Genomic DNA, 23,427 nt, shown 5'->3' on the forward strand with positions numbered 1-23,427 from the left:
TTAGCTACTGGCGCGCAGCCGGCGCGAGATGACGTAGTTGACGATGCCGATGACGATCAGGATCAGGAACATCACCCAGGCGATCGCCGAGGCACGGCCCAGGTGCTGGTTGATCCAGCCCTGTTCGTACAGGTACAGACCGAGCGTCTGGAACTGGTGCTCCGCGCCGCCGGACGCGCCCTTGTTGGGGTCGAACAGCAGCGGCTCGCCGAAGACCTGGCTGGCGCCGATCGTGGAGACGACCACCGTGAACAGGATCGTCGGGCGCAGCGACGGCAGCGTCACGTGCAGGAACTGCTGCCAGCGGCTGGCGCCGTCCAGCGCCGCCGACTCGTACAGGTCCTGTGGGATCGCCTGCATCGCGGCCAGGTAGATCAGCGCGTTGTAACCGGTCCAGCGCCAGATGATGATCGTCGAGACGGCGAACTGCCCGGGCCACTTGTCGTCCTGCCAGGCGATCGGGTCGATCCCGACGAAGTCCAGCGCCCAGTTGATCATCCCGTAGTCACGCCCGAAGAGCAGCACGAACACCAGGGAGGCGGCGGCGATCGAGGTGGCGTACGGGGCGAGCATCGCGACCCGGTAGAAGGTCGAGGCGCGCAGCTTGTAGTTGAGGATGTGGGCGATGCCCATCGCCATCAGCAACTGCGGGACGGTCGAGATGATGCCGATGGTCAGCGTGTTCTTCGCCGCGTTCCAGAAGAAGTCGTCGTCGAAGATCCGGGTGTAGTTCTTCAGCCCGACCCAGTTCATGTCGGTCGGGGCGGTCAGTTCCACCTGGTGCAGCGAGGCCCAGCCGGTGTAGACCAGCGGGAACAGGCCGAAGGCGAGGAACAGCAGGAAGAACGGCGCGACGAAGGCGTACGGGCTCCAGCGCATGTCGCGCTGCCAGCGGCGGGACAGCTTCCGCCGCCGCCGCTCCTCCTTGTCCTCGGCGCTCTCGGACGCGGTGCCCCCGGGCCGGCGGCCCGGGGCCGCGCCCCCCTTGACGGGGGACGCGGCGGTGTCGTGGCGGGTGGACATCCAGGTCACTTGTCCAGGTTGTTGTCGATGGTCTTGACGGCCGTCTCCCAGGCTTCCTCCGGCGACTTGCCCTTGGTCACCAGGATGACGCCGTTGTCGGCCAGGCCCTGCGAGATGATCTGGTCCTTCGGGCCGATGACCTGGACCGGGATCCGCTTGGCGGCCTCGGCGAAGATCTCACCGATCGGGGCGTCGCCGGTCATGTCGTTGACCGCACCGGTCACTTCGGGGCTGTCGAAGATGGTCTGGGCGCTCGGGAAGCTGCCCTGCACATCGAACAGCTTCGCCTGCTGCTCGGGCGCGGTCAGCCAGGCGACGAGCTTCTTGGCCTCCTCGACGTTCTTGGCGCTCTTGGGCACGGTCAGGAAGGAGCCGCCCCAGTTGCCGGCCTTGGGGGACAGGGCCACGTCCCACTTGCCCGCGGCGTCCGGCTGGGACTTGCCCTTGATGTAGCCGAGCATCCAGGGCGGGCAGGACATCGCGGCGAACTTGTTGTTGGCGATCGTCTGGTCCCACGAGGGCTGGAACTGCGTCTGGGCGCCGACCAGCCCGTCCTCGGCGGCCTTCGCGGTCATGTCGAAGGCCTTCTTGACGGCGGGGTTGGTCTTGTAGACGACCTCGCCGGAGGAGTCGTAGAACCGCTTCTCCTCACTGCTGAGGATGGCGCTCATCAGACCGCCGGGGGAGTCGAAGAAGGTGGTGCCCTTGGGCGCCTTCTTCTGGTAGTCCTCACCGGCCTCGATCAGCTTGGCCCAGTCGCCGGCCCACAGCTTGCCGACCTCTTCGCGGTCGGTCGGCAGGCCCGCCTTCTCGAACAGGTCCTTGCGGTAGCAGATCGCCATCGGGCCGATGTCGGTGCCCAGGCCGATGGTCTGGCCGTCCTTGGTGGTGGCCTGCTCCCACTTCCACCCGAGCCAGTCGCTCTTGTTCACGCCCTCGGCCTTGGAGAGGTCCTCGAGCTTGCCGGCCTGGGTCTCCACGATCTCGGCGATGTTGCCGACTTCGACGGCCTGGACGTCCTGCAGACCGCTGTTGGTGGTGAGGTGGTTGAGCAGCGCCGGGTAGTAGTTCTCGTTGCGCTCGACGACGTTCTCGGCGATCTTGATGTCCGGGTTCAGCTTCTCGTACTCGGCGTAGAGGCCGGCCTCCTTGAAGCCGAAGGTGCCGAACAGGCCCAGCGTGATCGTGGTCTTGCCCTTGCCGCCCGACGAGGAATCGGAGTCACCGTCTCCGCCGTCGTCGGCACAGCCGGCCAGCAGCCCGGTGCCCAGCGACACCACGGCCGCGACGGCCAGCGCCTTGCGGGTGAAGGGCTTCCCCCCGCCCGTGCGCTGCCGAGAGAGGGGGAGGGTACGTGCTCGCATTGCGTCCTCCTGTTGCCCTGACGTGCCGACCCCCCGGCCAACGGCTTTGTTGGGCCCGTCTGTTGCGTGCTGCGGCTCGGGCGGGGAACGTGCGGGTTGTGTATGTGTCAGGTACTGTGGGAGCGCTCCCACAAGTGATGTGTTGAAGGGTTGCGGGTTCGGGCGGGGGTGTCAAGGGACCGGACGCGGAGAACTGCCTTCAGTTATCGGGCCGTTAGCCGGCCGCCCGGGCCTCACCGGGGATGTTCCGAGGTCCGGACGGCGGTCGCCGCTGTCGGCGGGGCTGTTAGATTCCAGGCCAGCAGGCCGGCATGGCACAGGACGGAAGGCGGGGCGCAGATGGCAAGCCACGGAGCGCGGGGCCGCAGCGGCGGTCGGCCCACCCTCGAAGAGGTGGCGGCGCGCGCCGGTGTCGGCCGGGGCACGGTCTCCCGGGTGATCAACGGGTCACCCCGGGTGAGCGACGCCACCCGGGCCGCCGTGGAGGCCGCCGTCGCCGAGCTCGGTTACGTCCCGAACACGGCCGCTCGCGCGCTGGCCGCCAACCGCACCGACGCGATCGCACTGGTCGTGCCCGAACCGGAGACCCGGTTCTTCGCTGAACCGTACTTCTCGGACATGCTGCGCGGTGTGGGGGCGGCGCTCTCCGACACCGAGATGCAGCTGCTGCTGATCTTCGCGGGCAGCGACCGGGAGCGGCAGCGGCTCGCCGACTATCTGGCCGCGCATCGCGTGGACGGTGTGCTGCTGGTCTCCGTGCACGCCGACGACCCGCTGCCCGACATGCTCGCCCGGCTGGAGATCCCGGCCGTGATCAGCGGCCCCCGGTCGGCCGCGGAGACCCTGACCTCGGTCGACTCGGACAACTACGACGGCGCCCGGCAGGCCGTCGAGCACCTCGTCGGCCGGGGCCGGCGCCGTATCGCCCACATCACCGGCCGCCTCGACGTGTACGGCGCCCAGCGGCGCGTCGACGGCTACCGTGACGCCCTGCGGGACGCGGGCCACGAGGTGGACGACCTGCTGATCGAGGCGGGCGACTTCTCCGAGGAGGGCGGCCGGCACGCGATGGCGGCCCTGCTGGAACGCCGCCCCGACCTGGACGCGGTCTTCGCCGCCTCCGACGTGACCGCCGCCGGTGCCCGGCACGCGCTGCGCGAGGCGGGCCGCCGCATCCCCGACGACGTGGCCCTGGTCGGCTACGACGACTCCGCCATCGCCCGCCACATGGACCCGCCGCTGACCAGCGTGCGCCAGCCCATAGAGGAGATGGGCCACCGGATGATCGACCTCCTCCTCGCCGAGATCGCCGACCGCCGCCCGCCCGCCTCGCGCGGGCTGGAACGACGTCAGGTGGTCCTGGCCACGGAACTGGTGGAGCGGGCCTCGTCCTGACGTGGGTCGCGGGGCCCGGGACCCGGGGCAGGTGGGCCCCGGGCCGGCGGGAGGCCGACTGTTCCCGAGCCCTGTGAAACAGATCAAGGGCCGACCCGTTCTCACGGGCCGGCCCTTGATCTTTCAGGGTGAGTGACGGGACTTGAACCCGCGACATCCTGGACCACAACCAGGTGCTCTACCAGCTGAGCTACACCCACCACGGCCGGTACCGGTGAAGATCGGTGTCTTCCCCGACCGGCCGAGAAAAAGTGTACCTGGTCCGAAGGGGTGCTCGCGCCAGGGTTTCGCGGCGCCCTTCGGACGACCGCCTCACACGCCTACTGAGCAGGCAGGACGTGCTTGGCGGCGATCTTCTTCGCGGTGTCGGAGTCGGGGCCGGGCTGCGGCACGAAGACGGCCTCGCGGTAGTAGCGCAGCTCCGCGATGGACTCGCGGATGTCGGCCAGCGCGCGGTGGTTGCCGTTCTTCTCGGGGCTGTTGAAATAAGCCCTCGGGTACCAGCGGCGCGCCAGCTCCTTGACGCTCGACACGTCCACGATGCGGTAGTGCAGGTAGTCCTCCAGCGTCGGCATGTCCCGCAGCAGGAATCCGCGGTCCGTGCCGACGGAGTTGCCGCACAGGGGCGCCTTGCCGGGCTCCTTGACGTGTTCCTTCACATACGCGAGGACGCGCCGCTCGGCGTCCTCGAGCGTCGTGCCGTCCGCCAGCTCGGCGAGCAGCCCGGACGCGGTGTGCATCTCACGCACCACCTCCGGCATCGTCTCCAGGGCCCCTTCCGGCGGGCGGATGACGATGTCCACACCGTCGCCGAGCACGTTCAGCTCGGAGTCGGTGACGAGGGCGGCCACCTCGATGAGCGCGTCGTCGGACAGCGAGAGGCCGGTCATCTCGCAGTCGATCCACACCATGCGATCGTTCATATGTCTAACCTTACGGCGCGCGGGAGCGTAGGTGACCCGTCGGGGACCGGGTGAGTGAAGCGGGCAGAGAGGCGGGCCGGGCCGGAGACTTCCGTCTCCGGCCCGGCCCGTCGGCTGATTCCCGTCTTCCCGTGGCGCTCCTGTCTCAGGTCCGCCTCACGGCGCGCTGCGCTGCCCCGGCACGCTCGCCCGCGTGGGGACGTACGCCTCGCGGCCGAGGTCCGCCGAGGCCGTCAGGGACGGCCCGCCCAGGGTGCTCGCGGCCGCCGCACGCCGGGACTGGTGCGGGACGGAGTTGTCCGGGTGCGGTGCGGCGGACGCCGGGCCGGCCTGTCCCGGGTGCCCGTGCTGGTGCGCCGGGCCGGGCGGGACGGCTCCCGGGGTGTTCGGGATGCCGTCGGCGCCCTGGTTCCGCTCGGCCTGGGGGCGTCGCGCGCGGTACGCGGCCCGGTAGGCGGCCGGGGACGAACCCAGCTGGCGCCGGAAGTGGCCCCGCAGCGCGACCGGTGAGCGGAAGCCGCAGCGGCCCGCGACCTCGTCCACCGAGTAGTCCGACGTCTCCAGCAGGCGCTGGGCCTGCAGCACCCGCTGCGTGATCAGCCACTGCAGCGGCGCGCTGCCGGTCAGCGAGCGGAAGCGGCGGTCGAACGTACGACGGCTCATGTACGCGCGTGCCGCCAGCGTCTCCACGTCGAACTGTTCGTGGAGGTGCTCCAGCGCCCAGGCGACGACCTCGGCGAGCGGGTCGGCGCCGATCTCCTCGGGTAAAGACCTGTCGAGATAGCGCTCCTGACCACCCGTCCGGCGCGGTGGGACGACGAGGCGCCGGGCGAGCGCCCCCGCCGCCTCGTTGCCGTGGTCCGTGCGCACGATGTGCAGGCACAGATCGATTCCGGCCGCCGTACCCGCCGACGTCAGCACGTCGCCGTCGTCCACGAAGAGTTCGCGCGGATCGACGTGCACCGACGGATAGCGTTTCGCCAGCGTCGGCGCGTACATCCAGTGGGTGGTCGCCGGACGGCCGTCCAGCAGGCCGGCCGCCGCGAGCACGAAGGCGCCGGTGCACAGCCCGACGATGCGGGCGCCCTCCTCGTGGGCGCGGCGCAGCGCTTCGAGCGCGTCGTCCGGCGGCGGCGAGGTGATCGAACGCCAGGCGGGCACGACGACGGTGCCCGCGCGGGCGATCGCCTCCAGGCCGTGCGGCGCGGTGAGTTCGAGGCCCCCCGTGGTCCGCAGCGGGCCCCCCTCTCCGGCGCTCACCAGCAGTCGGTAGCGCGGTACGCCGGCGTCCTGGCGGTCAACCCCGAACACCGACAGCGGTATGGAACTCTCGAAGATGGGGCCGCCGCTGAACAGCAGCACGGCGACGATCTCCTTGCGGCGTCGCCCGGCGAGTTTCCGTGCCGCGATCTCCGGCGCGGCAGTGGAGTCGTGGCTCATACTGCTAAGCCCCCCTCGGTGGTCGCGGCGCCCTGATCCTTTCGGGTCTGTCGCTCCAACACGTTTCCCCTCGGTCCTGCACGAGTCCCCCGCCGTAAGACAGTCAAGATCGAATCTACTGTGTCCCGTCGTGCCCGGGTGGCCAGTTCGGTCCCGGCGCATTGTCGACTTGGCAACTTGGCGTGAAGCATTCGATCACGAAGGGTTGCACTCGTGGGCCGTGCAGGGAAGTGCGCCTTGTCGTGGTGGCCAATCCCCGTAGGGTGCGCGGGGGCTGCCGACCCCTTTTTGTGCAGGTCGAACGAGGGTTGGGGGGTGGCCACGGCAGGAGATGCACAGGTTGCGGAAGTTGGCTGAAAACATATGCCCGCGGGCGCGGAAACCGGTCATGCGACCGGTGTATCCCCGCCGTCCCGCGCCGCCCGCTCTGAGCCGCACCGGAGCAGGGCGACCGGAGCCGGCGGACGGCTGAACGCCGCCGGGCGGACCACGTCGGTGATCGGACCCCGGGAGGACTACCGGCGCGAAGGCTCCCCGGAGGAGTCCGGCGCGCGGTCCGCCCCGGCGGCGGGGCGGGGGCCGGACGTGATGCGCTCCCTGTGGCGTGGCTCACGGGGGTCGACGCGCGGGTGGGGTGCCGGTCACCGCGCGTCACACGGGGACACTCTCGCGGCTCGGCCCACCCCGTGCAAACCGCCTGTACGGCGCAGCGACCATTGCGTGACGGGCGCTCCCTCGGGCATGCTCCGGAAAACCCGTCGGCCGGCTCGGTCGGGGGTCTGGGCCGATAACGCGTACCGCCGTACCCTTGGGGGTATGGGGTTGGGAAGATGATTCCCGGACACAGCTCCGACGCACCCTGTCGTCACCCATCACAAGGATCACAACGCCGAGACAGCCATGGCCGGTCACGAATTCTTCGAACCCGCGGACCGTAAGCGACCCCTCGCCGACCCCACGGCGGCCGAGCCGCTCGGGGCCGACCCCCTGGGCGCGGAAAAGTCGCGCCATCCGTGCGATCCCGCGTTCCGGCACGGTGTGGTCGTCGGCTTCGACGGCTCCACCTCCAGTGAGCGGGCCCTCGCCTACGCGATCGGCATGGCCCGGCGCTTCGGCTCCGCGCTGATCATCGTCCATGTCGCCAACCGGCTGCCCACCACGGTGTGGGCGGGCTGCGAGCCGCCGGTCTTCGTCGATGTCCCGGACCACCGCACCGAGGTCCTCGGCCTCGAGCTGGCCTGTGCGGACCACCTCACCGAGGTGCCCTGGATCCTGGTCGAGCGCGGCGGCGACATCTGCCACGAACTCGAGGAGGTCGGCCGGGAGTACGAGGCCGACGCGATCGTCGTCGGCTCCACCCACGGTCTGGTGGGCCGGCTCTTCGGCTCCGTCGCCGGCCGGCTCGCCAAGCGGGCCCAGCGCCCCGTGGTGGTCATCCCCTGAAGCGCGGGCCCATCGGACAGGCCTACTCGACCGTGACCGACTTGGCGAGGTTCCTCGGCTTGTCGATGTCCCTGCCCAGGGCCAGCGCCGTGTGGTAGGCGAGGAGTTGGAGCGGGATGCCCATGAGGATGGGGTCCAGTTCGTCCTCGTTCTTCGGGACGACGACGGTGTGGTCGGCCTTCTCCTGTTCCTGGTGGGCGACCGCCATGATCGGTCCGCTGCGGGCCTTGATCTCCTCCAGGGCCGCACGGTTCTTCTCCAGCAGGTCGTCGTCGGGGACGATCGCCACCGTGGGCAGCGCGGGCTCGATCAGGGCCAGCGGGCCGTGCTTGAGCTCGGACGCCGGGTAGGCCTCCGCGTGGATGTAGGAGACCTCCTTGAGCTTCAGGGACGCCTCACGGGCCACCGGGTAGCCCCGGACCCGGCCGATGAAGAGCATCGAGCGGGCCTCCGCGTACTGCAGGGCCAGCTTCCTGATCTCCTCCTCCTGCTCCAGGATCTCGGTGATCTGCCCCGGCAGCCTGCGCAGCCCCTCGATGATCCGCTTGCCGTCGCTCACGGACAGGTCGCGGGTGCGGCCCAGGTGCAGGGCGAGGAGGGCGAAGGCGACCGTGGTGTTGGTGAAGCACTTCGTGGACACCACGCAGACCTCGGGACCGGCGTGCACGTACATGCCGCCGTCCGCCTCGCGGGCGATCGCGGAACCGACGACGTTCACCACGCCCAGCACCCGCGCGCCCTTGCGCTTCAGCTCCTGCACCGCCGCCAGCACGTCGTACGTCTCACCGGACTGGGACACCGCGACGTACAGCGCGTCGGGGTCGACGACCGCGTTGCGGTAGCGGAACTCGGAGGCCGGCTCGGCGTCGGCCGGGATACGGGCGAGCTCCTCGATCATCTGGGCGCCGATCAGCCCCGCGTGGTACGAGGTGCCGCAGCCGAGGATCTTCACCCGGCGGATCCGGCGCGCCTCACGGGCGTCCAGGTTCAGGCCGCCGAGGCGCACCGTGGAGAAGCGGTCGTCGATGCGGCCCCGCAGGACCCGGTCCACGGCCTCGGCCTGCTCGTGGATCTCCTTGTGCATGTAGGTGTCGTGGCCACCCATGTCGTACGAGGCGGCCTCCCACTCCACGGTGGTCGGCTCGGCCGTCGTACGGGTGCCCTCGGTGGTGTAGGTGCGGAAGTCGTCGGCCTTGAGGGTGGCCATCTCGCCGTCGTCGAGGGTGACGATCTGCCGGGTGTGGGTGACCAGGGCGGCTATGTCCGAGGCGACGAACATCTCCTTCTCGCCGATGCCGAGCACCACGGGCGAACCGTTGCGGGCCACCACGATGCGGTCCGGGAAGTCGGCGTGCAGCACGGCGATGCCGTAGGTGCCCTCGATGACCCGCACCGTCTCGCGGACCTTGTCCTCCAGCTTCTCGGCCTGCGAGCGGGCGATCAGGTGGGTGAGGACCTCGGTGTCCGTCTCCGAGAGGAACTCGACGCCGTCCGCCTCCAGCTTGCGGCGCAGGTCGGCAGCGTTGTCGATGATGCCGTTGTGGACGACGGCGACCCGGCCCTCGGCGTCCAGGTGCGGGTGCGCGTTCACGTCGGACGGGGCGCCGTGGGTGGCCCAGCGGGTGTGGGCGATGCCGGTGGTGCCCTTGAAACGGGCCGGGACCTTCGCCTCCAGCTCGCGCACCCGGCCCTTGGCCTTGACCGTCCTCAGTCCGGCGGCCTTCGGCGACGTGATGGCGATGCCCGCCGAGTCGTAGCCCCGGTACTCCAGGCGCTGCAGGCCTTCGAGCAGCAGAGGGGCGACATCACGCCTGCCGATGTATCCGACGATTCCGCACATATGGGTGTGTTCCTAGCCGTAGACGATGCGCCGCAGCTGCCGGAGCGAGAGCTCCGGCGGGGCCACCGCGCGATATCTGAGATCCGCCTCGATCCGTTCGAAGATCGTCGCGTTCACCAGGCCCTGGGCCTGGAGCTCGCGGTGGCGGCGACGGACGTACTCCTCGGTCGTCTCGTCGAAGTAGGCGAGCACGTCCTGGACCACGCGCAGCGCCTCGCCCCGGCTGAGGGGCGTGGAGCGCGTCAGATGATCGACCAGTTCGTCGTGCACCCGACGATCCTGAGGTAACGGGGAGGCTCGCGCAAGAATCCTGCCCGATTTCGGGCAGGAAAGCGTGCGGAGTGTCGGCGTTCGTGGACGGCAGCCGTAGACGGTGGGCGTTCACCGGTTTCCTGCGAGGAGGTCCGGCGTTCACGCCGGGGAAGAACCGCATCCCGCGTCGGCGACGCGGAGCGCACTCACAGCCGCTTCAGGACGGCTTGTTTGGCCAGGGTGAACTCCTCGTCCGTCAGGACGCCGGAGCGGTGCAGTTCGCCCAGCTCGCGCAGCCGGCGCAGCAGCGCGTCGTGCTCGTCCTCGGAGGCGGCGGAAGTGCCGGGGACGGTCTCCGGTTCTGCCGGGCCTTCGTGCCCGGCGCGGTCCCGGGCGGTGTCGCCCCCGAGGGCGAGCGTGGAGTCCCTGGCGGCCGGGTGGGGCAGGCGGGCCTGGACGGCGGCGGCGACGAGCGCCATCAGGGGGTCCTTCTTGAAGCCCCACAGCTCCACCGCGTTGGGGTCGTACTTGGCCGGGGCCTTGGTGGGCGCGTGGTGCACGACGAAACGGAGGTGGCCGTTCTCCAGTCCGGTCGCCGGCACCCATTCCACGGCGACTATGTCGGTCAGCGCGAGGGTGCGGGTGCCGGCGGCGGACTTGGCGTCCTCCGTCTTCCAGTTCCACTCCAGGCGGATCCGCTCCCCGTCGAAGCTCACCGAGCCGTCCCCGGCGGAGGCGGACAGGGGTATGGACGGGCCGGGCAGCAGGTACTCCTGGACCGGGTCGGAGGGGACCTGGTCCAGCAGCAGGGCGTTGCGCACCTCGTCCGTGAAGTACTCGGCGACGCCGTACCGGTCGGACTCCACGACCAGCTGGTACGGGTCGTGCGGCTCGGTGAGCCGGCCGCCGGTCGCCTGCAGCAGCGGGTCGGAGCCCTCGCGCAGCCGCAGCCTGAGCCGCCCCGCCTTTCTGCCCTGCTCGAGCGAGATCCCCGCCAGCGCGCTGAGCGGGACCAGCAGTTCGCCCAGCGTCCGGCGGAGCAGCCCGACGTTCTTGTCCCGTCCGGGAGTCAGCCGCAGGGTGTTCCCGTCGAAGGCCCAGGTTCCGTCCTTCTGGATGATTTCCGCCATGGGGGGATTGTTTCACCGGATCGAGGGAGAGCGGTCTGCACCAACCCGGTTCCCTGCCGCCGGTCATGGCGGCCGGGGCCGCCATGACCGGCGGTCCCGGCCGGGTGGGTCAGAATCCCGCGATCGGGTTCTTCAGGGTGCCGACCAGCTGGAGCGCGCCGGACGGGTCCGCGAGGTCGACCATCTGCCGGTTGTCGCGCAGCTGGAGCCGGTTGAGGCAGGACAGCGCGAACTCGGGGGCGAACATGTCGTACCGGGCGAACTTTTCGGCGAGTTCGGGCACCGACGCCTGGTACTCGCGGGTGATCTCCGCGACCGTCCGCCAGAAGTCGTCCTCGGTCAGGATGCCCGCGGAGGCGAGGTCGGAGGCGAGGAAGCGGAAGAAGCAGTCGAAGACGTCCGTGAAGACCGACAGCAGCTTCTGGTCCTCCGGCACCTCCACGCGGATGCGGGAGACCTCCGGCGGCAGCACCGCGTCCGGGTCCAGCACCGCGATCTCCTCGGCGATGTCCTTGTAGACCGCGCGCCGCACCACCCCGTCCTCCAGCACCAGGACCACGTTCTCGCCGTGCGGCATGAACACCAGGTCGTAGGCGTAGAAACTGTGCAGCAGCGGGGTGTAGTAGGCGCGCAGGTAGTGCCGCAGCCACTCGGTGGGGGCGAGCCGGGACCGCTCGATCAGCGCGCCCGCGAAGGACGTCCCCTCGTGGTCCACGTGGAGCAGGGAGGCCATGGTGGCGAGGGACTCGCCGTCTCGCAGTGAGGGCACCGGGCTCTCCCGCCACAGTGCGGCCAGCATCTTGCGGTACGGCGAGTAGCGGTCGGTGGCCTGCTCGTACTCCAGGTGCCGGTAGCCGACCGCCGCCCGCTCCCGGATGATCGTCAGCCCCGTGGAGCGCAGTACCGGGTCGTTCTCGACGATCCGCGCCAGCCAGTCGTTGATCGCCGGGGTGGCCTCCATGTAGGCGGCCGAAAGACCGCGCATGAAGCCCATGTTGAGGACGGACAGGGCCGTCTTCACGTAGTGCTTCCCGGGGTTCGACCGGTTGAAGAAGGTCCGGACGGACTGCTGGGCCAGGTACTCGTCGCCGCCCTCGCCGAGGCAGACCAGGTGGCGGCGGGCGACCTCGGCGGCGAAGGTGACGGTGAGCTTGTTCCACCACTGCCAGGGGTGGACGGGGATGAGGAGGTAGTCGGCCGGGTCCAGGCCCTGGCCGGTGAGCGTCCGGTGGAAGCGCTCGACGGTGTCCTCGCCCAGCTCCTGCCGCAGGAACGACTCGTACTCGATGCCGACGCCGGCCGTGAACGCCGCCCGCGAGCGGTGCGCCGCCAGCCACACCAGCCGTACCGGGTTCGCCGTCTCCGGCGCGTAGGCGCGGTACTCCCGGATGCCGAAGCCGAGCCGCCCGTTGTTGGCGACGAAGCAGGGGTGGCCCTCGGTCATGCCGGTCTCTATGGCCTGGAAGCCGGCGCCGACCAGCTCGGCCGAGGTGACCGGCGGCTTGGCGAGCTTGTAGCAGGTGCCGGAGAGGGTGGAGGAGATCTCCTCCAGGTACACCGGCAGGACCTCGTCGCTCAGCCCGAGCGACTTGTGCAGCTCGATGAAGAAGTCCAGGGCGGCCAGGGGAATTTCGGACCCGTCGCGGTGCCGGCCGATGGAGTCGGCGGCCACCTGCCAGTGGTCCAGGGCGCGGCGGACGGCGGTGAAGCGGTACTCGGTCAGGCCGTCGTCGCTGCGTACGACGTAGCCGCCCCCGCCCGTCTCCTCGGGGTGGATCAGCCGCTCGTGCGCGAACTCGGCGAGCGCCTTGCGGATCAGCAGGCGGTTGGCCGTCTCCCAGCGTTCGGGGGTGAGGTGGTCCACGGCGTCGGCGGGGCTCATATGCCCACCCCCGTGGCCGCGGCGAACTGTTCGCGGGTGCAGAAGCTCAGCAAGGCCCTCTTCTCCGGCTTGTCGATCTCGCGTACGGGGACGAAGCCCACGGCCTCGTTCAGGGCGTGCACCGCCTTGTTGGACACATCGGGTTCGACGACGACCCGTGCGGTCCGGGGGTCGTCGAAGAGGTGCGCCAGCACGGCGGTGATGACGGACCGGGTGAAACCGTGCACCGGGGTGTCGGTGGGCGCGACCAGGAAGTGCATGCCGACGTCCCCGGGCTCCGGCTCGTACAGGCCGGCCAGCTCGCGGTGGGCGGGGTCGTACGTCTCCATCAGGAAGGCGGGGCGGCCCTCGTGCAGGCCCAGGTGGGCGTGGTGGTGTTCGTCGGCCGCGATCCGCATGTACTCGCGCTCGACGTCCTGGAGTTTCGCGCCCTGCATCATCCAGAAGGCGGCCTTGGGGTGGGTGACCCAGGAGTGCAGCAGTTCGGCGTCCCGGAGCGGGTCGAGCGGCTGGACGGTGAAGGTGCCGAGTGCGCACCGGTAGCCGGTGCCGGTGATGCTCATACGGCGAACTCCTGGAAGGCGATGGACTTCTCCACGGGGTAGTACTCGGAGCCGAGCAGTTCGCGGATGATGCAGCTGTTGCGGTACGGGCCCATGCCCAGGTCGGGGCTGGTGACGCTGTGCGTGTGGACGCCGGCGTTCTGCAGGAACACGCTCCGGCCGGTCACGTCGATGGCGTAGTTGCGGGCCACGTCGAACCGGCCGCGGCCGTCGAAGCGGAGCCGGTCGCGGACGGGGTCGAGGAAGGCCGGCGGTTCGTAGTGGTAGCCGGTGGCCAGCACCAGGCCCTCGGTGCGCAGCTCGAAGTCCTTGCCCTGCTCGTCCTGGTGGAAGCCGAGCGCGTACCCGCCGTTCTCGTGACGGGCGCTGACGAGTGAGGAGTTGGTGAGCAGCCGGGTGGGGACCGCGCGGTCGCCGCTCTCGATGTTCTTCTGGTACAGCAGGTCGAAGATGGCGTCGACGAGGTCGGAGTTGATGCCCTTGAACAGGCCCTTCTGCTGCTTCTCCAGCCGGTAGCGGGTCTCCTCGGGCAGCGCGCGGAAGTAGTCGATGTAGTCCGGGGAGGTCATCTCCAGGGTCAGCTTGGTGTACTCCAGCGGGAAGAACCGCGGGGAGCGGGTGACCCAGTTGAGCGAGTAGCCGTGGACGTCGATCTCGGACAGCAGCTCGTAGTAGATCTCGGCGGCGCTCTGCCCGCTGCCGACGACCGTGATCGACTCCTTCTGCCGCAGCTCCGCCCTGCGGTGCGCGTACTCAGAGGTGTGCAGCAGATCTCCGCCCAGGCCGCGGCACGGCTCGGGCACGAACGGCACGGTGCCGGTGCCGAGCACCAGCCGCCGGGCGCGGTAGGTGTCACCCGCCCCGGTCCGTACGGCGTACAGCTCGGCGCTCTCGTCGTACGTCACCTCGGTGACGGTCGCGTCGAAGCGGATGCTGCTCAGCCGGCCGGCGGCCCAGCGGCAGTAGTCGTCGTACTCGACGCGCAGCGGGTAGAAGTTCTCCCGGATGTAGAACGAGTACAGACGGCCCTTCTCCTTCAGGTAGTTGAGGAAGGAGTAGGGGGAGGTCGGGTCGGCGAGCGTGACCAGGTCCGACATGAACGGCGTCTGGAGGTGGGCGCCGTCCAGGAACATCCCGGCGTGCCACTCGAAGTCCGGCTTGGACTCCAGGAAGACGCCGTTCAGGTCGCCGATGGGCTCGGTGAGGCAGGCGAGGCCGAGGTTGAAGGGGCCCAGCCCGATCCCCACGAAGTCGTAGGCGACGTCAGGGGCTTCAGGAAGCGCGGTCAAGGGACTCTCCCAGGTACTGCTCGGCGTGGCCGGCGATCAGATCGAGGACGGCGGTGATGTCGGCGGTCGTGGTCTCGGGGTTCAGCAGTGTGAACTTCAGGTAGTGGCGTCCCGCCACCTTGGTGCCCGCGACGACCGCGTCACCGGAGGCGAACAGGGCTTTGCGGGCGTGGAGGTTGGCCCGGTCGATCTCGGCGGGGTCGGTGACGGCGGCCGGGACGTAGCGGAAGACGAGCGTGGACAGCGACGGTTCGACGACCACGTCGAAGCGCGGGTCGGCGGCGAGCAGCTTCCAGCCCTCGTGGGCCAGGTCGCAGACCTCGTCGAAGAGCCCGCCGATGCCGTCGGCGCCCATCACGCGCAGCGTCATCCACAGTTTCAGCGCGTCGAAGCGGCGGGTGGTCTGCAGGGACTTGTCGACCTGGTTGGGGATGCGCTCGGTCACCATGCGGCGCGGGTTGAGGTACTCCGCGTGGTAGGTGGCGTGCCGCAGCGTGGCCGCGTCGCGGACCAGCACGGCCGACGAACTCACCGGCTGGAAGAAGGACTTGTGGTAGTCGACGGTGACCGAGTCGGCGCGTTCGATGCCGTCGATCCGGTCCCGGTGCTTCAGCGAGGCGAGCAGTCCGCAGCCGTAGGCGGCGTCCACGTGCATCCAGACGCCGTACTGGGCGCACAGTTCGGCGATCTCGGGCAGCGGGTCGATGGAGCCGAAGTCGGTGCTTCCGGCGGTGGCGACGACGGCCATGGGGACGAGACCGTCCTCGGTGCAGCGCGCCAGCTCGCGGGCGAGGGCGACGGTCTGCAGCCGCTTGTCGTGGTCGACGGGGACCGGCACCACCGCGTCCGGGCCGAGGCCGAGCAGTTTCGCGGACTTCTGCACGCTGAAGTGGCTTGCCTCGGAGGCGAGGACGCGCAGTTTCGCGAGGTCGCCGGTCTTGGCCTCCTCACGGGCCAGCAGCAGCGCCTGGAGGTTGGACTGGGTGCCGCCGGAGGTGAACACCCCGTCGGCGGACGGCCCGAGGCCGATGCGGGCGGCCGTCCAGTCGATCAGTTTCCGCTCGATGAGGGTGCCGCCGGCCGACTGGTCCCAGGTGTCCAGGGAGGAGTTGACGGCACAGAGCACCGCCTCGCCGAGCACGGCCGGGATGACGACCGGGCAGTTGAGGTGGGCGAGGTAGCGGGGGTGGTGGAAGTAGACCGCGTCCCGGAGGTAGACGTCCTCCAGTTCGTCCAGCGCCGCGGTGGTGTCGTGCAGCGGCCGGTCGAGGTCGATCCGCTCGATGACGGGGGCGAGGGCGTCGACCGTGACGCCGGTGAACGGGCGTTCGGTGGTGGCGAGTTTGGCTGCCACCCGCTCGACTCCTTCGGTCACGGAGCGGCGGTAGTGCTCCGCGGTGGTGTCGTTGAGCAGGTGCGAGCGCATGTGGGGGCCTCCGGTGGGGATGGTCCGGTGCGGGGAGGGAGCGAGGCGCGCGCCGCGGTGCGGCCCACTTTTACTTAGGTGAGCCTAGCCTAAGTAGGGTAGCTCTGTTCCTGCTCCGACCGTGACCGTGATCACTCCGCCGCGAGGTGTACGGGGCACTCAACTGGTGCCGTGGCCAACGCTGTTCGCGCAACTGTTCCTTTGCCGGGCTTCGGCGCCCCCACCCCCCTCCGGGCCCGATCGGCGTCGGAAACGGACCGAGCCGCCTCGTTCCGTCGACCTGGAGGGAGGGGAAGCGGAACGGGGCGGCTACGGCGGTGGTCACGTATGGCTCCCGGGGGGAGGATTCCGGCAGGAGGCGGTCAGCTGACCTTCTTCGCCTTCTCGATGGCCTCGGCGAGGTTGTCGAGCAGCGGGGCGCACTTGTCGTAGGACAGGATCGGCTCGGCGGAACGCGCGATGACCTGACCGGCCTTGACCGCGGGGAGCTTCTTCCAGGTCGCCTCGGTGATGTCGGCGGGCTGGATGGCCGAGCTGCGGTCGTCCATGATGATGACGTCGGCCTTGTGCTTGTCGACGTTCTCCCAGCTGAGGCTCTCGAACCAGCCGCCGGTCGGCTTCTTGGCCTCCTCGGTCGGCTCGACGAAGTTCACGCCGAGCGCCTTGAAGTACTCCAGGTCGGCGGAGAGGTCGGTGCCGGAGACGTAGAACAGCTCCGGGCTCGCCGAGCCGGCCATCACCTTGATGTCGGGGTGGGCCTTCGCGGCTTTGCGCAACCGCTCGGACGCCGCCTCGAAGCGCTTCTTCGCGTCGACGACCGCGGCGGCCTTCATGTCGCCGCCCAGCGACTCGGCCAGCTCCCACACGCGCTCGAGCGGCGCGGTCAACTGGCGGTCGTAGACGGAGACGGCGACACTCGGCGCGAGCTTGGCGATCTTGTCCTTGGAGGCCTCGGGGACGTACCAGAGGGTGCCCGCGTCGTCGAAGGTGGTGGAGACGAGGACCTCGGGGGCGAGGGTCGCGTACTTCTCGACGTTGAACTGGTCCCAGACGTTGCCGAGGACGGTCACCTTGCTGACGTCCATGTCGCCGGCCTGGACGTCGGCCTTGCCGTCCTTGGCCTTCGTCGGGCCGAAGACGCCCTTGACCTGGACGCCGTAGTCGTACAGGGCCGCGGCGACACCGGTGAACGCGACGATGTTCGCGGGGACCTTGTCCAGCTTCACGGTGGTGCCGCGGTCGTCCTTGAAGGACCAGGGGCCGGACTTGGGCTCGGCGGCCCCCTGCGCGTCCGAGCCGCCGCTTTTCGCGTCCCCGTCGCCGCAGGCCGCGAGCGCGGCACCGAGTCCGAGAGCGCCACCGGCGGCGAGGAGGCCGCGACGGGAGAAACGGGCGGTTCTGGCGTTCGACATGGCTGGGTCTGCTTTCGTGCGTGCGGAGCAGGTGGGTGCGGGCGGGCCCGCGGGCCCCTGGCTGGAGCCAGGCTTAGGTTAGCCTAACCTCAGAGTTTGTCCAGGGGTGCGGGCCGCCCGCCCCACGCCGTCAGCCCGCCGTCAGCCCCAACTCCCGGGCGATCAGCATGCGCTGGACCTCGCTGGTGCCCTCGCCGATCTCCAGGATCTTGGAGTCGCGCCACATGCGGGCCACCGGGTACTCGTTCATGAAGCCGTAGCCGCCGTGGATCTGGGTGGCGTCGCGGGCGTTGTCCACCGCGACCGTGGAGGAGTACAGCTTGGCCACCGCCGCCTCCTTCTTGAAGGGCTCACCGGCCACCAGACGGCTCGCCGCGTCCCGCCACGCCAGGCGGGCCGTGTGGGCCTTCATCTCCATGTCGGCGATCTTGAACTGGATGGCCTGGTTGGAGCCGATCGGACGGCCGAACGCGTGCCGCTCCTTGGCGTACTTCACCGACTCGTCCACACAGCCCTGCGCCAGCCCCGTGCCCAGCGCCGCGATGGCGATCCGGCCCTCGTCGAGGATGCGCAGGAACTGGGCGTAGCCCCGGCCCGGTTCGCCCAGCAGGTTCGCCGCCGGGACGCGGACGTCGGCGAAGGACAGCTCCCGCGTGTCCGACGCGTTCCAGCCGACCTTCGAGTACGGGGCCGCCACCGTGAAGCCCGGTGTGCCCGAGGGGACGATGATCGCCGAGATCAGCGGCCCGCCGTCCGGCTTGCGGCCGGTGACCGCGGTGACCGTGACCAGGCCCGTGACGTCCGTGCCCGAGTTGGTGATGAAACACTTGGTGCCGTTGATCACCCACTCGTCCGTCGCCTCGTCCAGGCGGGCCGTCGTGCGGGTCGCGCCCGCGTCGCTGCCACCGTCCGGCTCCGTCAGACCGAACGCGCCCAGGATCTCGCCCGAGCACAGCCGGGGCAGCCACTCGCGCTTCTGCTCCTCGGTGCCGAAGAGGTGGATCGGCATCGCGCCCAGCGAGACACCGGCCTCGAGCGTGATCGCCACCGACGAGTCCACCCGGGCCAGTTCCTCCAGGGCCAGGCCCAGTGCCAGATAGTCGCCGCCCATCCCGCCGTACTCCTCCGGGAAGGGCAGGCCGAACAGGCCCATGCGGCCCATCTCCCGGACGATCTCGTACGGGAACTCGTGCCGCTCGTAGAAGTCGCCGATCTTCGGTGCGACGACGTCGTGCGCGAACTCCTCGACCGTGCGGCGGAGTTCTTCCAGTTCGGGGGAGAGCTTGTGGTCCATGGTCGTTCACTGCTCCTGGTGGGAGAGGGCTCGGACGGTGCGGGACGGGCTCTGTCGGCCCAGGTGGGCGGCCATCCAGACGCTTGTGGCGACGAGACGGCCGAGATCGACCCCGGTCTCGATCCCGAGACCCCGCAGCATCCATACGAGGTCTTCGGTGGCGAGGTTGCCGGTGGCGGACTTCGCGTACGGGCAGCCGCCCAGCCCGCCGGCGGAGGCGTCGACCGTGGTGACGCCCTGCTGGAGCGCGGCCAGCGTGTTGGACAGGGCCTGGCCGTAGGTGTCGTGGAAGTGGACGCCCAGGGCGGACACGGGTACGGCCGCTCCGGTGAGTGCGGTGAGCAGGGCCGTCACATGGCCCGGTGTCGCCACCCCGATGGTGTCGCCCAGGCTCAGTTCGTCGCAGCCCATGTCGAGCAGGGCCCGGCAGACCCGCACCACCTGCGGGATCGGGACCGCGCCCTCCCAGGGGTCGCCGAAGCACATCGACAGATAGCCGCGGACGTGGACGCCCTCTGCCTTGGCCCGGCTCACCACCGGCTCGAACATCGTCAGCGCCTCGTCCACCGTGCGGTTGAGGTTGGCCTCGGCGAAGGACTCCGTGGCACTGGCGAACACCGCCACCCGGCGGGCGCCCAGCGCCAGCGCGCGGTCCAGGCCCCGCTCGTTCGGTACCAGGACCGGCAGCGACACCGGCAGGTCGGCGACCGCCGGGAACAGCTCCTCGGCGTCCGCCAACTGGGGCACCCACTTGGGGTGGACGAAGCTCGTCGCCTCGATCGTGGTCAGGCCCGTGCCGGCCAGGCGGCGGATGAACTCCGCCTTCACCACCGCCGGGACGGTCGCCTTCTCGTTCTGCAGTCCGTCGCGCGCGCCGACCTCGTGGATCCGCACGCGGGCGGGCAGTCCCTCGGCCGGTACGGCCATGGGCAGGCCCAGTTCCGGGGCGTTCATGCCGTCTCCTCCTCCGCGGGTGCCTCCACGGGTGACTCCGCGGATGTCTCCACGGGCGCGATGACCGCCAGCACCTGGTCCATCGCGACCGTCGTGCCCGGGGCCACGTCCAGCTCGGTGACCGTGCCGGCGTGCGGGGCGGAGACGACGTGCTCCATCTTCATCGCCTCCACCACCAGCAGGCTCTGGCCCGCGCTCACCTCGTCGCCGACGGCGACCTTCACCACCGTCACCGTGCCGGGCATCGGCGCGGTCAGCGAGTCGGCGCCGGAACGCGCCGCGCGGTTCAGCGACGCGGCCACCGGGTCGTGGTCGCGCACGTGCCAGGCGTCGCCGTCCCGGCCGAGCCAGGTGCCGTCCGGCAGGGCGGCGAAGGTGTGGGCGACGCCGTCGAGCAGGAACGTGAACCGGTGCTCGCCCCCCGGCCGCGGGGGCACGCCCCCGGACGCCCGCAGAGGAGTGTCCGTCCCCGGCAGCAGCAGTTCCGTGCCTCCGTCCGGGGTGCTGCGCACGCGCACGGTCACCGGGTCGTGGCCCGGCACGCGCAGGTGATGCGCCGTCCACGCCCGCTCACCGCCCATGCGCCAGCCGTCGGCGGCGGCGAACGGATCGGCCCAGCCGGAGCCGTCGGCGGGCGCGAGGGAAGCCTGGCGCAGCAGCGCCGCCGCCGCGTACGCCTCCGCGGGGACCTCGTCCGGTACGAGACCTGCCACCTCACGCTCGACCAGTCCCGTGTCCAACTCGCCCGACACCACCGCCGGGTGCGCGAGCAGCCGCCGCAGGAAACCGGCGTTGGTCTGCACGCCCAGCGTGACCGTCGCCGCCAGCGCCGCCCGGAGCCTGCGCAGCGCGGTCGCGCGGTCGGGGCCGTACGCGATCACCTTGGACAGCATCGGGTCGTAGAGGCTGCCGACCTCCGTGCCCTCGGTGAGGCCGGAGTCCGTGCGGACGCCCTCGCCCTGCGGTTCGCGCAGTTTCAGGACCGTGCCGCCGGAGGGGAGGAAGCCCCGCGCGGGGTCTTCGGCGCAGACGCGGGCCTCCACCGCGTGGCCGGTGAGCCGGACGTCGTCCTGCCCGAACGCCAGCGGCTCGCCCGCCGCCACCCGCAGCTGCCACTCCACCAGGTCCAGGCCGCCCGCGGCGCCGGCCGCACCGATGGATACAGCCAGCTCGGTGACCGGGTGCTCCACCTGGAGGCGGGTGTTCATCTCCATGAAGCAGTACGCGGCCGGGTCGTCGCCCGGGACGATGAACTCCACCGTGCCCGCACCCCGGTAGCCGCAGGAGCGGGCCGCCTGCACGGCCGCCTCGCCCATCGCGGCCCGGGTCGCCTCGTCGAGGAGCACACTGGGCGCCTCCTCGATGATCTTCTGGTGGCGGCGCTGGAGGGAGCACTCGCGCTCGCCGAGGTGGACGACGCCCCCGTGGCCGTCGGCCAGGACCTGGATCTCGATGTGCCGGGGGCGGTCGATCCACCGCTCGACCAGCAGCGTGTCGTCGCCGAAGGAGGCGCGGGCCTCGCGCCGCGCGGCGGCGATCTCGTCGGCCAGCGTCGAAGCGTCCCGCACCAGGCGCATGCCCTTGCCGCCGCCGCCCGCCGACGGCTTCAGCAGCACCGGCATGCCGATCCCGCGGGCCGCGTTGGCGAGCTGTTCGTCGGTGAGGCCGCTGCCGCTGGAGCCGGGCACGACCGGCACGCCCGCCGCCCTCACCGTCTCCTTCGCGCGGATCTTGTCGCCCATCAGGGCGATCGCGTCGGCGCCCGGCCCGATGAAGACCAGCCCCGCCTCGGCGCAGGCGCGCGCGAAACCGGCGTTCTCGGCGAGGAACCCGTATCCGGGGTGGACGGCCTGCGCGCCGGTGCGGGCGGCGGCCGCCAGCAGCCGCTCCACCGACAGATAGCTCTCCGCGGCCGGCGCCGGACCGATCCGTACCGCCGTGTCGGCCTCCCGGACGTGCCGGGCGTCGGCGTCCGCGTCGGAGTACACGGCCACCGAGCGCACGCCCATCGACCGCAGGGTGCGGATGACCCGGACGGCGATCTCGCCCCGGTTGGCCACCAGTACCGTCTCGAACATCTGATCTGCCATCGTCAGGGGTCCCCTCACATCCGGAAGACGCCGAACTGGGGCTCGCCCAGTGGCGCGTTGGCGCACGCGGTCAGGGCCAGGCCCAGGACCTGCCGGGTCTCCAGCGGGTCGATCACCCCGTCGTCCCAGAGGCGGGCCGTCGCGTAGTAGGCGTTCCCCTGGTGCTCGTACTGCGCGCGGATCGGGGCCTTGAAGGCGTCCTCGTCCTCGGCCGGCCAGCTCTCCCCGCGCGCCTCCAGCTGGTCCCGCTTGACGGTCGCGAGGACGGAGGCGGCCTGCTCGCCGCCCATGACCGAGATCTTGGCGTTCGGCCACATCCACAGGAAGCGGGGGGAGTACGCCCGCCCGCACATCGAGTAGTTGCCCGCGCCGTACGACCCGCCGACCACCACCGTCAGCTTCGGCACGCGGGTGCACGCCACCGCCGTCACCATCTTGGCGCCGTGCTTGGCGATGCCGCCCGCCTCGTAGTCCTTGCCGACCATGAAGCCGGAGATGTTCTGCAGGAAGACCAGCGGGATGCCGCGCTGGTCGCACAGCTCGATGAAGTGGGCGCCCTTCTGGGCGGACTCGGAGAACAGGATGCCGTTGTTGGCGACGATCCCGACCGGGTGGCCGTGGATCCGGGCGAAGCCGGTGACCAGGGTCTGCCCGAACTCCGACTTGAACTCGGCGAACCGGGAGCCGTCCACGACCCGCGCGATGATCTCGCGCACGTCGTAGGGCGTGCGGGAGTCCACCGGCACCGCGCCGTACAGCCCGGCGGGGTCCACCTTGGGCTCGACGGCCTGCTCCACCCGCCAGGGGAACCCGCCCCGCGCGGGGAGCGTGGAGACGATGGTGCGGACGATCCTGAGCGCGTGCGCGTCGTCCTCGGCGAGGTGGTCGGTGACGCCCGACACCCGTGAGTGGACCTCGCCGCCGCCCAGCTCCTCCGCCGTGACCACTTCGCCGGTGGCCGCCTTCACCAGGGGCGGGCCGCCGAGGAAGATCGTGCCCTGGTTGCGGACGATCACCGCCTCGTCGCTCATCGCCGGGACGTACGCCCCGCCCGCCGTGCAGGAACCGAGCACGGCCGCGATCTGCGGGATGCCGGCGCCGGACATCCGGGCCTGGTTGTAGAAGATCCGCCCGAAGTGGTCCCGGTCCGGGAACACCTCGTCCTGCATCGGCAGGAACGCCCCTCCGGAGTCCACCAGGTAGACACAGGGCAGGCGGTTGTCCAGGGCCACCTCCTGCGCGCGCAGGTGCTTCTTCACCGTCATCGGGTAGTACGTGCCGCCCTTGACGGTCGCGTCGTTGGCGACGACCACGCACTCGCGCCCGCCGACCCGCCCGATCCCGGCGATCACACCGGCCGCCGGGGCCTGCCCCCCGTACATCCCGTCGGCCGCCAGCGGGGCCAGCTCCAGGAAGGGCGAACCGGGGTCGAGGAGCGTGTCCACGCGCTCGCGCGGGAGCAGCTTCCCGCGTGCCGTGTGCCTGGCCCGCGCCCGCTCGCCGCCGCCGAGCGCGGCCGCGGCCAGCTTGGCGCGCAGCTCCTCGACGAGGGCGCGGTGCGCCTCCTCGTTGGCCCGAAAGAACTCCGACGCGGGATCGGCCGCGCTGTGAAGCTCCGGTGCCTCGTGCATCCTGCGGTCCCCTCACTGGTTAATGAGCGTTAACGCGTTCCCCTCAGGTTAACGACCGCTAACCCCCGCTGTCTAG

General features: G+C 70.6%; 18 protein-coding genes and 1 tRNA gene. 2 read left to right on the plus strand and 17 right to left on the minus strand.

Going from position 1 to position 23,427, the window contains the following annotated elements; genetic code table 11:
• Together DIZ27_RS25755 and DIZ27_RS25760 are read right to left on the minus strand one after the other, a co-directional pair.
• The gene (locus tag DIZ27_RS25755) at positions 1 to 1,023 is read right to left on the minus strand and encodes a carbohydrate ABC transporter permease (RefSeq protein WP_109380882.1); all 1,023 of its coding nucleotides are present in this window, start codon (positions 1,021 to 1,023) and stop codon (positions 1 to 3) included.
• Positions 1,024 to 1,028: 5 nt separating this feature from the next.
• Complete coding sequence (locus DIZ27_RS25760) at positions 1,029 to 2,387, minus strand: ABC transporter substrate-binding protein (protein WP_109380834.1); 1,359 nt, start codon at positions 2,385 to 2,387, stop codon at positions 1,029 to 1,031.
• A 339-nt stretch (positions 2,388 to 2,726) separates the two neighbouring features.
• On the opposite strand from DIZ27_RS25760, the gene DIZ27_RS25765 reads away from it, so the two are divergent.
• Positions 2,727 to 3,782 carry a LacI family DNA-binding transcriptional regulator gene (locus DIZ27_RS25765; protein ID WP_109380835.1) on the plus strand — a complete coding sequence of 352 codons (1,056 nt, stop codon included), beginning with the start codon at positions 2,727 to 2,729 and terminating at the stop codon, positions 3,780 to 3,782.
• A 127-nt stretch (positions 3,783 to 3,909) separates the two neighbouring features.
• Here DIZ27_RS25765 and DIZ27_RS25770 read toward each other — a convergent pair.
• The 3 genes from DIZ27_RS25770 to DIZ27_RS25780 all read right to left on the minus strand — a co-directional run bounded on the left by DIZ27_RS25770 (position 3,910) and on the right by DIZ27_RS25780 (position 6,145).
• Positions 3,910 to 3,982 (minus strand) — tRNA-His (locus DIZ27_RS25770).
• A 120-nt stretch (positions 3,983 to 4,102) separates the two neighbouring features.
• On the minus strand, positions 4,103 to 4,705 hold the full coding sequence (gene orn / locus DIZ27_RS25775) for an oligoribonuclease (protein ID WP_109380836.1): 603 nt from the start codon (positions 4,703 to 4,705) through the stop codon (positions 4,103 to 4,105).
• 156 nt (positions 4,706 to 4,861) lie between these two features.
• On the minus strand, positions 4,862 to 6,145 hold the full coding sequence (locus DIZ27_RS25780; RefSeq protein WP_109380837.1) for a helix-turn-helix domain-containing protein: 1,284 nt from the start codon (positions 6,143 to 6,145) through the stop codon (positions 4,862 to 4,864).
• Positions 6,146 to 7,045: 900 nt separating this feature from the next.
• Here DIZ27_RS25780 and DIZ27_RS25790 point away from each other — a divergent pair.
• The gene (locus DIZ27_RS25790; RefSeq protein WP_109380838.1) at positions 7,046 to 7,588 is read left to right on the plus strand and encodes a universal stress protein; all 543 of its coding nucleotides are present in this window, start codon (positions 7,046 to 7,048) and stop codon (positions 7,586 to 7,588) included.
• Between the two features lie 22 nt (positions 7,589 to 7,610).
• Here DIZ27_RS25790 and glmS read toward each other — a convergent pair whose 3' ends face one another.
• The 12 genes from glmS to DIZ27_RS25850 form a co-directional block, all read right to left on the minus strand.
• Positions 7,611 to 9,428: a glutamine--fructose-6-phosphate transaminase (isomerizing) gene (gene glmS, locus DIZ27_RS25795; protein ID WP_109380839.1), complete on the minus strand. Its 1,818-nt coding sequence runs from the start codon at positions 9,426 to 9,428 to the stop codon at positions 7,611 to 7,613.
• Between the two features lie 12 nt (positions 9,429 to 9,440).
• The gene (locus DIZ27_RS25800; protein ID WP_030217181.1) at positions 9,441 to 9,698 is read right to left on the minus strand and encodes a hypothetical protein; all 258 of its coding nucleotides are present in this window, start codon (positions 9,696 to 9,698) and stop codon (positions 9,441 to 9,443) included.
• A gap of 188 nt (positions 9,699 to 9,886) precedes the next feature.
• Positions 9,887 to 10,810 carry a DUF4429 domain-containing protein gene (locus DIZ27_RS25805; RefSeq protein ID WP_109380840.1) on the minus strand — a complete coding sequence of 308 codons (924 nt, stop codon included), beginning with the start codon at positions 10,808 to 10,810 and terminating at the stop codon, positions 9,887 to 9,889.
• A gap of 109 nt (positions 10,811 to 10,919) precedes the next feature.
• Complete coding sequence (locus tag DIZ27_RS25810) at positions 10,920 to 12,692, minus strand: IucA/IucC family siderophore biosynthesis protein (RefSeq protein WP_109380841.1); 1,773 nt, start codon at positions 12,690 to 12,692, stop codon at positions 10,920 to 10,922.
• A complete protein-coding gene (locus DIZ27_RS25815; RefSeq protein WP_109380842.1) occupies positions 12,689 to 13,255 on the minus strand; it encodes a GNAT family N-acetyltransferase in 567 nt (188 codons plus the stop codon). The genes DIZ27_RS25810 and DIZ27_RS25815 overlap by 4 nt, the downstream gene beginning before the upstream one ends.
• A complete protein-coding gene (locus DIZ27_RS25820) occupies positions 13,252 to 14,544 on the minus strand; it encodes a lysine N(6)-hydroxylase/L-ornithine N(5)-oxygenase family protein (protein ID WP_109380843.1) in 1,293 nt (430 codons plus the stop codon). Before DIZ27_RS25820 ends, DIZ27_RS25815 begins: the two co-directional genes overlap by 4 nt.
• The gene (gene desA / locus DIZ27_RS25825) at positions 14,528 to 15,970 is read right to left on the minus strand and encodes a lysine decarboxylase DesA (RefSeq protein WP_109380844.1); all 1,443 of its coding nucleotides are present in this window, start codon (positions 15,968 to 15,970) and stop codon (positions 14,528 to 14,530) included. The genes DIZ27_RS25820 and desA overlap by 17 nt, the downstream gene beginning before the upstream one ends.
• Positions 15,971 to 16,332: 362 nt before the next feature.
• On the minus strand, positions 16,333 to 17,382 hold the full coding sequence (locus DIZ27_RS25830; protein ID WP_109380845.1) for an ABC transporter substrate-binding protein: 1,050 nt from the start codon (positions 17,380 to 17,382) through the stop codon (positions 16,333 to 16,335).
• Between the two features lie 130 nt (positions 17,383 to 17,512).
• Positions 17,513 to 18,676 carry an acyl-CoA dehydrogenase family protein gene (locus tag DIZ27_RS25835; protein ID WP_109380846.1) on the minus strand — a complete coding sequence of 388 codons (1,164 nt, stop codon included), beginning with the start codon at positions 18,674 to 18,676 and terminating at the stop codon, positions 17,513 to 17,515.
• Between the two features lie 6 nt (positions 18,677 to 18,682).
• On the minus strand, positions 18,683 to 19,630 hold the full coding sequence (locus tag DIZ27_RS25840; protein WP_109380847.1) for a hydroxymethylglutaryl-CoA lyase: 948 nt from the start codon (positions 19,628 to 19,630) through the stop codon (positions 18,683 to 18,685).
• On the minus strand, positions 19,627 to 21,708 hold the full coding sequence (locus DIZ27_RS25845) for a biotin carboxylase N-terminal domain-containing protein (RefSeq protein WP_109380848.1): 2,082 nt from the start codon (positions 21,706 to 21,708) through the stop codon (positions 19,627 to 19,629). Before DIZ27_RS25845 ends, DIZ27_RS25840 begins: the two co-directional genes overlap by 4 nt.
• Positions 21,709 to 21,734: 26 nt before the next feature.
• On the minus strand, positions 21,735 to 23,351 hold the full coding sequence (locus tag DIZ27_RS25850) for a carboxyl transferase domain-containing protein (protein ID WP_109380849.1): 1,617 nt from the start codon (positions 23,349 to 23,351) through the stop codon (positions 21,735 to 21,737).
• Positions 23,352 to 23,427 lie beyond the last annotated feature (76 nt).

It is taken from the genome of Streptomyces sp. NWU339, assembly GCF_003143855.1.
Taxonomy (GTDB): domain Bacteria; phylum Actinomycetota; class Actinomycetes; order Streptomycetales; family Streptomycetaceae; genus Streptomyces.